Annotated in this window: 13 protein-coding genes; 4 read left to right on the top strand and 9 right to left on the bottom strand. The window is 59.0% G+C overall.

What is annotated here, in order from left to right; genetic code table 11:
* Positions 1–30: 30 nt before the first annotated feature.
* Entirely contained in the window at positions 31–1,020 is a 990-nt protein-coding gene (locus tag CAL20_RS24075) for a FecR domain-containing protein (RefSeq protein WP_094823622.1), read from the bottom strand.
* A complete protein-coding gene (locus CAL20_RS24070) occupies positions 999–1,508 on the bottom strand; it encodes a sigma-70 family RNA polymerase sigma factor (RefSeq protein ID WP_094823621.1) in 510 nt (169 codons plus the stop codon). Before CAL20_RS24070 ends, CAL20_RS24075 begins: the two co-directional genes overlap by 22 nt.
* 144 nt (positions 1,509–1,652) lie before the next feature.
* Between CAL20_RS24070 and CAL20_RS24065 the strand changes: the two genes are divergently transcribed.
* On the top strand, positions 1,653–2,570 hold the full coding sequence (locus CAL20_RS24065) for a LysR family transcriptional regulator (RefSeq protein ID WP_094823620.1): 918 nt from the start codon (positions 1,653–1,655) through the stop codon (positions 2,568–2,570).
* Here CAL20_RS24065 and CAL20_RS24060 read toward each other — a convergent pair whose 3' ends face one another.
* The 5 genes from CAL20_RS24060 to CAL20_RS24040 all read right to left on the bottom strand — a co-directional run bounded on the left by CAL20_RS24060 (position 2,571) and on the right by CAL20_RS24040 (position 8,287).
* Positions 2,571–3,557: a Bug family tripartite tricarboxylate transporter substrate binding protein gene (locus tag CAL20_RS24060; protein ID WP_094823619.1), complete on the bottom strand. Its 987-nt coding sequence runs from the start codon at positions 3,555–3,557 to the stop codon at positions 2,571–2,573.
* A gap of 145 nt (positions 3,558–3,702) precedes the next feature.
* Positions 3,703–4,794, bottom strand: coding sequence for a tartrate dehydrogenase (locus tag CAL20_RS24055; protein WP_094823618.1), 1,092 nt, complete (start codon positions 4,792–4,794; stop codon positions 3,703–3,705).
* A gap of 133 nt (positions 4,795–4,927) precedes the next feature.
* Positions 4,928–6,178 (bottom strand): kynureninase, encoded by a 1,251-nt coding sequence (gene kynU / locus CAL20_RS24050; RefSeq protein WP_094823617.1) that lies wholly within the window; start codon positions 6,176–6,178, stop codon positions 4,928–4,930.
* A gap of 26 nt (positions 6,179–6,204) precedes the next feature.
* Positions 6,205–7,548 carry an ATP-binding protein gene (locus CAL20_RS24045; protein WP_094823616.1) on the bottom strand — a complete coding sequence of 448 codons (1,344 nt, stop codon included), beginning with the start codon at positions 7,546–7,548 and terminating at the stop codon, positions 6,205–6,207.
* A 4-nt stretch (positions 7,549–7,552) separates the two neighbouring features.
* Complete coding sequence (locus CAL20_RS24040) at positions 7,553–8,287, bottom strand: response regulator (protein WP_094823615.1); 735 nt, start codon at positions 8,285–8,287, stop codon at positions 7,553–7,555.
* Between the two features lie 250 nt (positions 8,288–8,537).
* On the opposite strand from CAL20_RS24040, the gene CAL20_RS24030 reads away from it, so the two are divergent.
* The 3 genes from CAL20_RS24030 (at position 8,538) to CAL20_RS25540 (ending at position 10,501) form a co-directional block, all read left to right on the top strand.
* Entirely contained in the window at positions 8,538–9,227 is a 690-nt protein-coding gene (locus tag CAL20_RS24030; protein WP_094839246.1) for a cytochrome c biogenesis CcdA family protein, read from the top strand.
* Between the two features lie 108 nt (positions 9,228–9,335).
* On the top strand, positions 9,336–9,854 hold the full coding sequence (locus CAL20_RS24025) for a thioredoxin family protein (protein ID WP_094839245.1): 519 nt from the start codon (positions 9,336–9,338) through the stop codon (positions 9,852–9,854).
* A gap of 269 nt (positions 9,855–10,123) precedes the next feature.
* A complete protein-coding gene (locus CAL20_RS25540) occupies positions 10,124–10,501 on the top strand; it encodes a DUF4148 domain-containing protein (RefSeq protein WP_176456606.1) in 378 nt (125 codons plus the stop codon).
* Positions 10,502–10,621: 120 nt separating this feature from the next.
* On the opposite strand, the gene CAL20_RS24015 is transcribed toward CAL20_RS25540, so the two are convergent.
* Both CAL20_RS24015 and CAL20_RS24010 read right to left on the bottom strand, forming a co-directional pair.
* Positions 10,622–10,903, bottom strand: coding sequence for a peptidylprolyl isomerase (locus tag CAL20_RS24015; RefSeq protein ID WP_094823610.1), 282 nt, complete (start codon positions 10,901–10,903; stop codon positions 10,622–10,624).
* 58 nt (positions 10,904–10,961) lie between these two features.
* On the bottom strand, positions 10,962–13,328 hold the full coding sequence (locus CAL20_RS24010) for a TonB-dependent siderophore receptor (RefSeq protein ID WP_176456605.1): 2,367 nt from the start codon (positions 13,326–13,328) through the stop codon (positions 10,962–10,964).
* Between the last annotated feature and the right edge of the window lie 178 nt (positions 13,329–13,506).

Genomic DNA, 13,506 nt, shown 5'->3' with positions numbered 1-13,506 from the left:
ATAAGCAACATTAAGTGCAACAAAATAAAACTACGTCTGCGTGGCAGCCGGTCCGAGCATGACCCAGTACGAGGTCCGATAGCTCACTTGCACGGGCAACAGGGCCGGCAGAGCGTGCAACACCGCATCGGTGTTGCTCAACTGAAAAGTCCCGGAAATCTGCAGTGCGGCAATGGCCGGATCGCAACGTACGATGCCGGACCGATAGCGAGCCAATTCCGCAGCAAACACATCCAATCGCATCGCATCCGCGTGCAAGGTGCCTCGCAGCCAATCCGGCTCGCGCGTATCCGAGGTTTGCCGCGGGTAGACGGTAGCGGCGTCGAAAGCCGCTTGTTGTGCTGCGTTCAGGCGGACACGATGTGCTGTAGCCTTGGCCGGTGAAACTTCCACCTGACCGGTAGTGACATTGACCAGGCACCGCTGGGCGTCAAGCCGGACGGCAAAATGCGCCGCGGCATCGGCGTGAATGACGCCCATTCGGGTTTCGATGTGAAGTGCAGGGCTGCGGTGCGGCGAGGCTTGTACGTAGATTTCTCCATCGCGCAGCCATAGTGCGTGGTCAGTGTCGGTGAATGCTTCGTCGATTGCCGTCGCGGTGTTGAGCCAGACCCGCGATCCATCGGTCAGCACGACCTCGCGCCGTTCGCCAACTGCCGTGCGGTGGTCGGCCCGCCAGCGTACGACGGGTGCTGCGTTCCAAGTCGACCAGGCCACAGGCGAGGCCGCCAGCAGGGCCACGAGCGTCTTGAGCGTAGTTCGACGCGATTTGGCTGCCGGCCGGCCTAACGCTGCCATGCCGACTTCGGCGGGGATCAGGCCGAATGTCCGATTCAGCGCCTGCGCACGCTGCCAGGCGCGTTCATGCTCGGCGCTGTCAGCACGCCATCGGTCGCACGCGCGCACATCGGCTGCCGTGGCGTGGCCAGAGCCTAGCCGCATCAGCCAACGCGCTGCTTCGCGCGCCACGCCGCGATCCAGCGGAGCCTCGGCAGGAGTCACGAGCTCGCGAGCAGGCATTGTTCATATCCTTGCACGATGTAGCGCTGTACCGTGCGTACCGACACTTGCAGGCGCTGCGCGATCTCCTCGTAGGGCAAGTGTTCCAACTGTGCCAGCAAAAATGCCTGGCGGGCGCGTGCCGGCAAGGCGTTTAACGCCGCATCGATCTCGTGCAACGCTTCAAGAATCAGCAATTGCTGTTCGGGCGAGGGGGCCAGCGGTTCCGGCATCGCAGCCAGCGCCTCTTGATAGGCCTGTTCCAGCGACTGACGTCGATAATGATTCAGCACCAAACGTTTGGCGATAGTGGTCAGGTAAGCGCGTGGCTCGCGCACCATGGTCAACTCGGCGCGGTGCCGCAGCACGCGAACGAACGTGTCCTGGACCAGATCTGCTGCATCGCAGGCGTTGCCGACTTTGCGGCGCAACCAGCCGTCGAGCCAACCATGGTGGTCGCGGTATAGACCGTGAACGGCGTCTTGAGAGGCGGGCAGGGAACGCAACATTAATGAATGTTAATGTAAATGAGAAATACTCGCATTTTAAATAAATTGACTGAAGGTGCAACCGGTTACCGCGGACGGAATGTGAAAGACGCTGCTCGCTCTGGGCTACTATGGACTTCGATTTTTCAATGAGGTGTCACGTCGATGGGGCAGTCCCAAGAGCTGCAGTTGCTGGTCGAGCTGGTTCGTGCGGGCAGTCTGTCGGCCGCTGCGCGCGAGCTGGGCGTGACCACGGCTGCTGTCAGCAAACGTCTGGCTCAGATCGAAGACCGCCTCGGCGTGCGCCTGCTTAACCGCAATACCCGGCGTCTCAGTCCGACGGCCGAGGGCGAGCTGTATCTGGAAAACGCGCGACGCATTCTGCGTGACATCGATCATCTGGACCAATTGATCGCCAGCCGGCAGGCGCAGCCGCGGGGATTATTAAAGGTGAACGCGCCGCTGGGATTCGGGCGCAGCTATATTGCGCCGGCCATCGTGCTGTTTGCGCGCCGCTATCCCGAGGTCGAGGTGCAGTTGCAGCTGACAGACACGCCGGGCGATTTTGTGCAGGATGCGTTTGACGTGGCGATCCGCTTCGGTGATATCCCCGATGGGCGTCTGATTGCCCGGCCCATCGCGCCGAACCGACGACTGGTCTGTGCGTCGCCCGAGTATCTGGAAAAGCATGGCCGCCCGCAGGTGCCACAGGATCTGGCGCGCCATCAATGCATCGTGCTGCGTCAGAACGATGATACCTATGGCCTTTGGCGATTTACGCGCGGTACCTATGGCGAAACGATCAAGGTGCGTGGTGCGCTGAGCAGTAACGATGGAGAGGTCACATTGACCTGGGGTCTGGCCGGTTTGGGGATTTTGCAGCGTGCCGAATGGGATCTTGCGCGCCACCTGCGTGCTGGCAGACTGGAGTTGCTGCTGCAGGATTACGCCCTGCCGCCCGCCGATATTCACGCTGTTTTTCCCGAACGTCATCACCTGTCGGCCAAGGTGCGCGTGTTTATCGATTTCCTGGTGGAATATTTTCGGGACAGGCGTAAAACCGGCAAGGGCGACTCTTGGTGATCAGTTCACCACGACGTTCGCTTGCTTGACGAGTTTGGCGTAGTCAGTGGTATCGATCTTGATGCGTTCGGCCATTTGCGCACTGCTATCGCCTATCGGCACGGCGCCGATCTCCGCCATTTTCTTGCCGAAATCCGGCGACTGGATGATCTTGACCATGTCGGCATTCAGGCGCGCAACAACGTCGGGCGGTGTGGTGGCAGGGGCCAGAACGCCAAACCATGTACCCATATTGAAGCCTTTCAGACCCGCCTCTTGCATCGTCGGGACATCGGGTAATGCTGCGGAACGCTTATCCGTCGTGACTGCCAATGCACGCAATTTGCCTGACTTGATGTGAGGCAATACAGGGGTGATCGTGTCGAACGACATATCGATCTGGCCGCCCAGCAGATCCGTCGTCAACGGGCCGCTGCCCTTGTACGGCACGTGCAGCAGCGAGACGCCGCCGATCTCTTGAAATTGCGCACCGATCAGATGTTGCCCGGTGCCGACGCCATTCGAACCAAAGGTCAATTTGCCGGGCGTCTTGCGGGCCAGGGCCAATAGTTCCTGGACATTCTGTGCGGGCACCTTGGGGTTGACGACCAGTATGTTCGGCACCAGCGCTACCGTGGTGACGGGGGCGAAACTTTTCTGAAAATCGTACTGCAGGTTGTTGTAGACGCTGGTCGCAATCGTGTGGTGGACTGCACCCATCAAGAGGGTATAGCCATCGGGGGCGGCCTTAGCCACGTAATCTGCGCCCAGCGTGGCGCCGGCGCCAGGTTTGTTTTCCACGATCACCGGTTGACCCAGGCTTTTGGCCAACTCTTGACCGAGGGTACGCGCCAGCACATCGGTGGTGCCGCCAGCCGGGAAGGGCACGATCAGGTTCACAGGGCGCGTGGGATAGCTTTGTGCCGCCGCACCGGTTGCCAGCGTGATTCCGGCCGCGCATAGCGCACCGGCCAGCGCGATACGCAGGCCATGCTTCGCAGGTTTCATGATGTCTCCTCGTTGTGGTTGTCGATCTCTGGTGACCGATTATTTTTGGGGCAACCCATTGTGCTGCCATGCGTGTGCCGCTCTTGGTCGTTGGCGGTGCCGCGCAGCGCCGCGACCGGTGTCCGGTCACGGCGTTCTTCTTGTATTACGCAGCCTGGGCTTGCGCGGCCGCTTGCTTCAGGTATTGGCACACGGCCTCGGTGACCTCTGCCGTCGTGGCTTTTCCACCCAGATCACCTGTATGCAGTGCGGGATTGGCTGTTACGTGCTCTACGGCTTGCATGACACGCTTGGCCGCCTGGTGTTCGCCAATATGCTCCAGCAACATCACCACCGACCAGAACGTGCCGATCGGGTTCGCCAGGCCTTTGCCCATGATGTCGAAAGCCGAGCCATGAATCGGCTCGAACATCGAGGGATAACGGCGTTCAGGATCGATGTTGCCGGTGGGGGCAATTCCCAGACTGCCGGCCAATGCTGCGGCCAGGTCACTCAGAATATCCGCGTGCAGGTTGGTCGCGACAATCGTGTCCAGCGTCGCGGGCCGATTCACCATCCGGGCGGTCGCAGCATCGACCAGCTCTTTATCCCAACGTACGTCGGGAAACTCGCGGCTGACTTCAACGGCAATTTCATCCCACATCACCATGGCATGGCGTTGCGCGTTGGATTTGGTGATCACCGTCAACTGTTTACGCGGACGAGATTGCGCCAACCTGAAGGCGAAACGCAGGATGCGTTCGACCCCCGCGCGCGTCATCATGGAAACGTCGGTCGCAGCCTCGATGGGTTGGCCCTGGTGCACACGGCCGCCGACACCCGAGTACTCGCCTTCCGAGTTTTCGCGCACAATCACCCAATCGAGTTGTTCGGGCGTGCAGCGTTTCAGCGGCCCATCGATCCCGGGCAGGATGCGCGTGGGGCGCACATTGGCATACTGATCCAGGCCCTGGCAGATCTTTAGCCGCAGGCCCCATAGCGTAATGTGGTCGGGGATATCAGGGTCTCCCGCCGAACCAAACAAAATCGCGTCTTTGTCGCGCAAGTCGTCGAGCCCATCGGCAGGCATCATGACGCCATGTTTGCGGTAGTAATCACCACCCCAATCGAAATTCTGAAACGCAAAGGCGAACGAGCCGTCTGACTCGGCCAATGCCTGCATGACCTGTTGGCCGGCCGGGATGACTTCTTTGCCGATGCCGTCGCCGGGAATGGTTGCAATACGGTATGTTTTCACGTGCCTGACTCCTGCCGGCGCCGATCGCCAGCGTGTGTCAGGCACTGTACCCATCACTGCACCGTATGGGCGCAAGAGCGATTCAAAGCATTATTAACTTGAGGTTAACGATGCCGACGATGCGCCGCACTCATCAAGTCACCGCGCCGCGTCGCGAAAACTCGGGCTGTTTCCAGATCTCGCTATCGAGCACATCCGTTAAAATCTCCACCGCATCCCAGACATCGGTGTAGCCGAAGTAGAGTGGTGTGAAGCCAAAACGCAGAACCTCGGGCTCGCGATAATCACCGATGACTCCGCGCGCAATCAACGCCTGCATCACGGCATAGCCATGCGGATGCCGCAGGCTGACATGACTGCCTCGATGAGCGTGCTCGCGCGGCGTGACCAGAGTCAGTGGATGGCGGGCACAGCGGCTTTCCACGAGTGCAATAAACAGGTCGGTGAGCGCCAGCGATTTCCTGCGCACCTCGTTCATATCGGCCTGCAGCGAGATATCCAGGCCGCATTCCACTAACGACAGCGACACGATGGGCTGCGTGCCGCACAGGTAGCGGCGGATACCGCCTGCGGGTTCGTAATTGACGGCCATATCAAATGGCCGCTGGTGGCCCCACCATCCCGATAACGGCTGCCAGAAATGATCAGTATGGCGCGGAGCCACCCAGATAAACGCCGGCGCGCCCGGACCGCCGTTCAAATATTTATAGGTGCAACCCACAGCGAAATCGGCGTTGGCGCCGGTCAGATCTACCGGCACGGCGCCCGCTGCGTGGGCCAGGTCCCAGATGGTCAACGCGCCGCGCGCATGTGCCTGCGCCGTGACATCTGCCATGTCGTACATATGGCCGGTACGGTAATTCACATGCGACAGCAGCAGTACGGCGACGGAATCGTCCAGCGCTTGCTCCAACGACAGATCCTCATCCACCAGACGCATCTCGTAGCCTTGTTGCAGCAGATCGATCATGCCCTGGATCATGTAAAGATCGGTCGGAAAATTATCGCGCTCCGACACGATGATTTTGCGCTGCGGCGCGGCCTGCTGTTGGATGCGGATCGCGGCTGCCAGAGACTTGAACAGATTCAACGAGGTGGTGTCCGTGACAACGACCTGGCCTGTTCCTGCGCCGATCAACCGACCCAGTTTGTCGCCCAGGCGCGATGGCAACTCAAACCAGCTGGCGTCGTTCCAACTGCGGATCAGCCCTTGGCCCCATTCCTGCTGGATGACTTGGGCACTGCGTGCGACAGCGGCTTTAGGCAGCACGCCTAGCGAATTGCCGTCCATGTAAAGCACGCCTGCCGGTATGTCGAACTGCGCTTTCAGCGGGGCGAGCGGGTCTTGTTGATCGGCTTGCAGGCATGCTTCACGGGTATGCATAGAAACTCCTTTATCATCCATGAATACTACACTGCCTGACCGGCCGAAAGCGGTATTCGCACCTCGACCGACAGCCCCCCGCCGTCGCGGTTGCTCAGCACCAATTTGCCTCCCAGTACGGTGGCCAGTTGCTGTCCGATCGCCAGCCCCAGCCCTGTGCCCCCCGTATCACGGTTGCGCGAGCCCTCGACACGGTAAAACGGCTGCAGTACGGCGTCGAGTTCGTCAGGGGGAATACCCGGGCCACGGTCCATTACAAAAATGGACACACCTTGCGCTCCATGGCTTTGTACAGCGACTTCGGCTGCACCGGCGAATTTCAGCGCATTATCGATCAGATTGCCCAAGATGCGCCGCAACGCGTGCGGACGAGTCTGTATCGACCCGAACGACTGATCAGCCGGGCTCGACAACATTACCTCGCGGCCGGTGTCCTGGTAATCACATACCAGACTGTCCAGAAAGTCGTGCAGATTGATGCGAGCGGGTTTTTCCTGGGTGCCGTGCGCGCTGCGCGCGTATTCGATCCCTTCGCGCACCAGCCGCTCGACTTCCCCGAGGTCTTGCGTCAGCTTGGCTTTATCCGTCGATTCGTCCATGAATTCCGCTCGCAGTTTCATCCGGGTAATCGGTGTCTGCAGGTCATGCGAAATCGCGCCCAGCAATTGCATGCGCTCTTTTAGATAGCTGGCGATGCGGTTTTGCATGGCGTTGAATGCGGCCGAGGCTTGCGCGACCTCGGCGGGGCCTCGTTCGTCCAGCGGAGGGCTCGTGTTGTTGGGGTCGAGCGTGTCGGCGGCTTTTGCCAGTTGCGTCAACGGACGAACGGCCAGGCGTACTGCCAACCAGGCACAGAGCACCAGCAGCACCAATTGCACGCACAGCACGACGGGCAGCCATACAGCCAAGGGTGGCATGGTCAAGTGGATGTCCAGCACCACGGGATGGCCGTCCTGCAGCGTGATGCGCGCCTGAATATGACGGTCGTTGCCCGCCATGGCATGCACGACGACGGGATACCGGCCGCGCAATGTGTATTCAATGGACTGGGCCGCCGTGCGCGCTGCCGCCAGGCGCAGCGGTTGGTCGGCAGTGCCGGGGCCCAATAGATACTGGCGATGCCCGCTGGACAGGCGTCCCAGCCAATCGGCGCGTTCGTCAGCAGGCAGGCGGTTGAGGATATCGACAGCAATCGAGACATCGCGCTCCAGATCGTCCAGCATCATCGATTTGGTCGCGTCGTAGCGTTCATAAAACAGCAGCCCAAACGACAAGGTGTGAGCCAGCACCAGACCCACCAGAAAGATCAGGAATAAGCGCGCGACCAGCGTTCGCGGCCAAAGACGTAACGGAAATCGAGGGCGCGGCATTTTTCTATTCTTCCTGGACCTCGACCGCGGCCGAGAACACATAGCCCTCGCTGCGTACCGTCTTGATGTACATCGGTTCGCGAGCGTCTTCGCGCAGACGCTGGCGTACGCGGCTGACCAGCAGATCGATGGATCGGCCAAACATGTCGGCATCGCGTCCCTGTGTCAGGTTCAGTAATTGATCGCGATTCAGGACGCGTTGTGGATGATCCAGAAAGACGCGCAGCAGCCGGTATTCGGCGCCGCTCAACGATACGACCGTGTCTTCTTCGTCCAGCAAATGGCGGGCAGTCGTATCCAGCCGCCATGCGCCAAATCTGATCTGACGCCCGGGCTCGGTGACTTGGAAATTCGGAGGCAACATGCGGGTGCGGCGCAAGATGGCCTTGATACGCGCCAGCAGCTCTCGGGCGACAAACGGCTTGACGAGATAATCATCAGCACCCATTTCCAGCCCTATCACGCGGTCCATATCGTCACTGCGGGCGGTCAACAGCAATATCGGGATTTTGCGATGCTTGCCGCTGCGTAATTCGCGGCATAGCACCAGGCCATCGTCACCGGGCATCATGATATCCAGCACAATCAGATCGACCTTCGTGCTTTCCAGCAGCGACTTCATGTGCCTGCCATCCGCGGCCAAGGTCACCTCCAGCCCGTTTTTTCGCAAGAAATTGCCTGCAAGCTCGCGAATTTCTCTATCGTCGTCGACGATCATGATGTGGTCGATTTGGTCCATTCTTAGATGCCTTATGCCGTATAGAGCGGGAGGGGGATCGGTATGAAACGAAGGGCAGCGACTGAGACCAAGGCGATCTCATCACGATCAGAAGTGTAGTCAAAGTACGGCTCGATGAGAGCCTCTTGTGTGTCGTACTGTATATAGACCCAGACACGATACAAGAACTCAAAAAACGACGGTGCCGGCGGCACAGACTAGATACCTGGCATCGGTGAAATGGCGTTTCCTGACAACGGAAACACACACCATGAATGCTATCAATGCTCCCATTGCGCTACTGGCCGGCGTTCTGACGATTGCCTCGCCCTGCGTATTGCCTCTTTTACCCATCCTGCTGGGTAGTTCTGTCGAACGCTCCAACCGCCTGCGCCCCTTGTTCATTGTTGCCGGTTTTGTATGCGCGTTCGCCGGGTTGGGTATCGCACTCAGTCTGCTGTCCAACTTGAATGAAACCGTCCACGAGGCGGTGCGTTCTACCTCGATCGTGCTGTTGGTGCTGTTTGGCCTGGCCCGCATCTGGCCGCGCCCGTATGACTGGCTGATCGCTCGTATTGGCGGGCCGATACAGCGCATCGCGATGCTGTCGGGAAAGGCTGATAACGGTAATTCGGGCGGGTTCCTGCTGGGAATTTCGCTGGGTGCAGTATGGACCCCATGTGCAGGTCCGGTGTTGGCGTCAATCCTGGTGTTGGCTGCCAAGGCCCAGAACCTGGGGCAATCCAGCGCGCTATTGCTCTTCTATGCCGTCGGCGCGGGTATTCCCATGCTCGCCATTGCGTACGGCGGCAAGGCTATCGCCTCGCGTGTGGGCTGGATGACTCGGCATACCCATCGTCTGCAGCAAGGCTTCGGTGTGCTGTTGGTGCTGACCGCATTGGCCATTCATTTCCAGTACGACGTTTTGTTTTACGCCTGGTTGACAGGGCTTTTTCACTGATCTTTGCCCGATCTGAATCACGTTCCGTTTTTTATTCGTGCTGGTTCTCTCTGACGCGATCCCATTTACTTCGCCAGCACTTTTTTGCTTGTTAATAAGGAGCTCATCATGTTCAGAATGTTGAAATCATTCGCTGCCGCCTCGGTGTTGTTCGTATCAGTCGTACACGCGGCGCCTCAACCCGCACCGGTTCCTGCGCCGGAGTTTACGGGTATCGAAAAGTGGCTCAACAGCGAGCCGCTCACGATGCAGTCCCTGCGTGGCAAAGTGGTGCTCGTCGATTTCTGGACCTATACCTGCATCAACTGCATCCGCACCCTGCCTTATGTGACCGACTGGTATCAGAAATACAAAGATCAGGGATTGGTCGTCGTTGGCGTGCATACTCCCGAGTTTCCATTCGAGCGCTCCACCACGAATGTGACAAAGGCGCTTGATCGATTCGGTATCAAGTACCCCGTTGCGCAAGACAATGGCTATGCGACCTGGGATGCCTATCGAAATCAATACTGGCCTGCGGCATATCTGATCGATAAACAAGGGAACATCGTGTATCGCCACTTTGGAGAAGGGAAATACCAGGAAACCGAAGCGGAAATTCAACGCCTGTTGGCTCAGCCGGGTTGATGCCGTTCGTATTTGCGACCGTTTTCCCCAGTACATATCGCCTAGTCGGCATCCGGATTTGTCTCCCACTGTATCTAACCCTTTTACAGATACCTTGGGTACTAAAACCCCAGTCCAGGCGACATATCCGAGATACGCGACAGTTCTTTAATAACACTCATGGACAGACGGCACACGGCAGCAACCACAACACAATGCCTTGCCGGCTATTCAAAACGCGTTTCGTCGTTCATTCATCCACTAATCATCACTTTTTATCGAGGCTTACTATGAAAACCCAATTCGCCATCTTTGCCATCGCTTTGTCCGCTTTGTCCGCCGGTACTGCCGCACACGCCGCAGAGGAAACCTATGTTCCGCCGAGTTTTTCGACGTTGTCGCGTGCTGAAGTCACGGCCGATCTGGCAACTGCCAAGGCTGCGGGCAATGTGCAGCCGGGCGATCAGACCTATATTCCGGTGTCGCCATCGACGCTCTCTCGTGCCGAGGTCAAGGCGGACTTGGCGGCATGGAAGCAAGCCGGTTTGTCTAGTGAATGGCGGGGCAATGCGACGCCCGATATTTACAGCACAGCATACAGAACCAAGCTGGCCGTTTACGAGCACTCGGTGGCGGCACAGGCGGGCCGTATCGCTTCTGTTTCGTGATGTCTTTGAGATGTTCGGGGATTCAACGCCGTCTGCATACATCGGTCTGGCCGCGAATCCCGGGTCGTCAGCATATTGCTGCGGGCCGGTGGGGGAATTCCGTCACCGACCCTGTACTGATTAATCCTGGCGATCAGTCACTTCGACCAGGTGGTACCCAAACTGGGTCTTCACCGGGCCTTGCACTACGTTCAACGGGGCGCTGAACACGACTTGGTCGAATTCGCGCACCATTTGACCCGGGCGGAACGTGCCCAGATTGCCGCCGTCGCGGCTGGACGGGCAACTGGAGTTTTCGCGGGCGACTTGGGCGAAATCGGCACCGCCTTCGATAGCGGCCTTCAGTTCGTTGCATTTGGCTTCGGTGGACACCAGGATGTGGCGTGCGCTGGCTTGGGCCATGGAGTGCTCCTTTAATTAAAAATGACTACCAGCCAAATGATACTCGCTCACGCGTGACCTACCAGCGATAGGTCGTACTCAATGTAACCAGACGTCCCGTGCCGTACGAGCAAGAACCCCACTCGGTGCACTGGCTGAAATATTCCTTGTCGGTCAGGTTGCTGGCGTTCAATGCCACGCGCCAGTGGCGATTTTCCCAAGCCACCATGGCGTCAAACAACGTCACAGATGGCGTTCTGGGCACATAGGAGCCGTCGTTGGGCTCGTCGACAAAGCCGCTCGCGTAATGCACGCCAGCGCCCGCGGTAAAACCGTCCAGATTCCCGATCGCGAACTTATACGTTCCCCAAAAAGCGGCTTGCCTCTTGGGCACGCCCGTCAGTTCCCGGTCGACATTCAAATACGTGAAGCTGGCGTTGATGTCGAATTTTGGAGTGATCGAGCCCACCCATTCCAGCTCCAGCCCGGTGTTTCGGGTCTTGCCGCGCTGTGCAACCTCCGTCTGGGAAATTTCCACAGTACGGTTGGTCTCGCGCAGCTCGAATATGGCCGCCGATGCGCGCCAGTCCTGCTCTGGAGGTTGATATTTGAGGCCCGCCTCCCACTGTTTGCCGCGCAGCGGGCGCAGCCGTTGGCCATAATCCGTATTGGCCTGGGGCTGGAACGACTCGGCATAACTGACATAGGGCAGCAGGCCGGGCACGATTTCATACATCAAGCCCACTCGCACCGTGTTTGCCCTATCGTTGCGGTCCTCAGCGCCGTCTTCCCAGTTGGTGGATTCATCGTGCCGCCAGCCCGCCAGCAGGATCCATTGCCTCCATCGCATTTCGTCTTGAATATAGACGCCTAGCTGCTTGACCCCGTTGGCGGCAGTGGGCTCCAGATCCGGCCGCGTATAACCGCTGTTATAGATGGGATTGAAGACATCGATCGGGGGAACGCCGCCGCCGTCGGCCAGGCCGTAGTCATCGATGCCCGAGCCCCTGACCCGATAGCGCATGATATCCAGGCCCACCAGCAACTGATGATCAACGGCGCCAGTCGAGAACTTACCCAACAGGTTCTGATCGGCGGCAAAGATGCGGGTATGTTTTTTCCAGAAATAGGCGGCACGATTCAGCACGCGCTCTTCGGCATCCAGATAGGGCGCATAGACATCAAAGGCCCCGTAATCGGTCTTGTTGTCTGTCCATCTGGTGTTCTGGCGAAACGTCCATTGGTCATTAAACGCATGGCGGAACGACCAGCCGGCTTGCCAACTGTCGGCGTCGAAATAGTCTAAATCTGGCTCGCCCACGAACGTATGCCGGGAAATTTTTCCATTCGGATTCGACAGGATCGTGCCGTTCCAGGGCAGCGTGCTGCCTGAATCACCGTTGGCCCGGTCTTTCTGCCATTTGAACCGTAACGTCAGCTCGGTATCGGCGCTGGGCGCCCACGTCAGCGAGGGGGCAACTACCTGCCTGTCATCCTGGCCGTAGTCGAGTTGCGTGCCGCTTTCCCGTCCCAACGCCACCAGCCGATAGAGCAGGGTGCCGTCTTCATTCAACGGCCCGGTCAGATCTGCCTGGATTTGTTTTTTATTGTGATTCCCGACTTGAATACCGACTTCGCGTTGGGTTTCGGCCTGGGGCTGTTTACTCACGTTGTTGATGAGGCCGCCAGTGCCGCCTTGGCCATACAGCATCGAGGCCGGTCCGCGCAGGACTTCCATACGTTCCATCAGATAGGGCTCGACGCGCGCCGTGCTGTTCCAGTAATTCACCCGATCTTTCAGACCATCCAGGTAGATGTCTTCAATCTCGACCCCCCGTGCCTGCACTGCGTCCAGCCGGGAACTGGTGCCATACATCGACGTGCGTACGCCTGCCGTATAGGTCAACGCCTGATCCAAGGAGCTCGATGCCGTATCGCGGATCTGTTCGGCAGAGACAACCGAGATCGACTGAGGGGTTTCCACAATCGGCGTGTCGGTCTTTGTGGCCGTTTCGCTATTTCGTGCCATATAGCCGATCACGGGGCCGGTACCGCTTTCAGTGCGGCCTGTGATCGTGACAGTGGGAAGCTCGCTCACGCCGGAGGCCGGCAGGGCCTTGAGTATGTACCGATTATTGGCATCCGGTGTCGCCTGCAGGCCCGTGCCGGACAGTACATTTGCCAAGCCCTGCGAGACCGTATAGCTGCCTTGTAGGCCAGCACTGTTTTTTCCGTCGGCCAGCTCGATCGAGCCCGCGAGGTAAATGCCCGATTCACTGGCAAAGCGGGTCAACACGGTGCGCAGCGGGCCGGCGGGGATGTTGTAGTGGCGTTGTGCGGGCGCCGTTACCGTCGTCGCCTGTACGATGGCGTTGTCGGCAGCATAGGCGTGTCGCGGCATCCCGGTACCCGTGGCGATGACAACAGTGAGGGCCCCCAGCTCCATCCAGATCGCCCAGGGCCTGCGGCTAAATCCATTCTGCTGTGGCCGTTCTGTGCCGAGGCCCAGAGAGGCCGATCGGATCGAGCGGTATTGCGGGCGGCGGAGAGCATGCGACGAGCGCCAAGGCATGAGAATTCCTCTTCACAAAGTGGGTGCAACAGGGGCCTTGTCTGTGCGAACA

It is taken from the genome of Bordetella genomosp. 4, from assembly GCF_002261185.1.
In the GTDB taxonomy this organism is placed as follows: Bacteria; Pseudomonadota; Gammaproteobacteria; order Burkholderiales; family Burkholderiaceae_B; genus Bordetella_A.
This window is presented reverse-complemented; position numbering and strand designations above follow the sequence as displayed.

Bases quoted from the DNA above. Each gene is read 5' to 3' on its own strand.
- CAL20_RS24075 (WP_094823622.1), bottom strand. From the start codon at position 1,020: ATGCCTGCTCGCGAGCTCGTGACTCCTGCCGAGGCTCCGCTGGATCGC.
- CAL20_RS24070 (WP_094823621.1), bottom strand. From the start codon at position 1,508: ATGTTGCGTTCCCTGCCCGCCTCTCAAGACGCCGTTCACGGTCTATAC.
- CAL20_RS24065 (WP_094823620.1), top strand. From the start codon at position 1,653: ATGGGGCAGTCCCAAGAGCTGCAGTTGCTGGTCGAGCTGGTTCGTGCG.
- CAL20_RS24060 (WP_094823619.1), bottom strand. From the start codon at position 3,557: ATGAAACCTGCGAAGCATGGCCTGCGTATCGCGCTGGCCGGTGCGCTA.
- kynU (WP_094823617.1), bottom strand. From the start codon at position 6,178: ATGCATACCCGTGAAGCATGCCTGCAAGCCGATCAACAAGACCCGCTC.
- CAL20_RS24045 (WP_094823616.1), bottom strand. From the start codon at position 7,548: ATGCCGCGCCCTCGATTTCCGTTACGTCTTTGGCCGCGAACGCTGGTC.
- CAL20_RS24040 (WP_094823615.1), bottom strand. From the start codon at position 8,287: ATGGACCAAATCGACCACATCATGATCGTCGACGACGATAGAGAAATT.
- CAL20_RS24030 (WP_094839246.1), top strand. From the start codon at position 8,538: ATGAATGCTATCAATGCTCCCATTGCGCTACTGGCCGGCGTTCTGACG.
- CAL20_RS24025 (WP_094839245.1), top strand. From the start codon at position 9,336: ATGTTCAGAATGTTGAAATCATTCGCTGCCGCCTCGGTGTTGTTCGTA.
- CAL20_RS25540 (WP_176456606.1), top strand. From the start codon at position 10,124: ATGAAAACCCAATTCGCCATCTTTGCCATCGCTTTGTCCGCTTTGTCC.
- CAL20_RS24015 (WP_094823610.1), bottom strand. From the start codon at position 10,903: ATGGCCCAAGCCAGCGCACGCCACATCCTGGTGTCCACCGAAGCCAAA.
- CAL20_RS24010 (WP_176456605.1), bottom strand. From the start codon at position 13,328: ATGGAGCTGGGGGCCCTCACTGTTGTCATCGCCACGGGTACCGGGATG.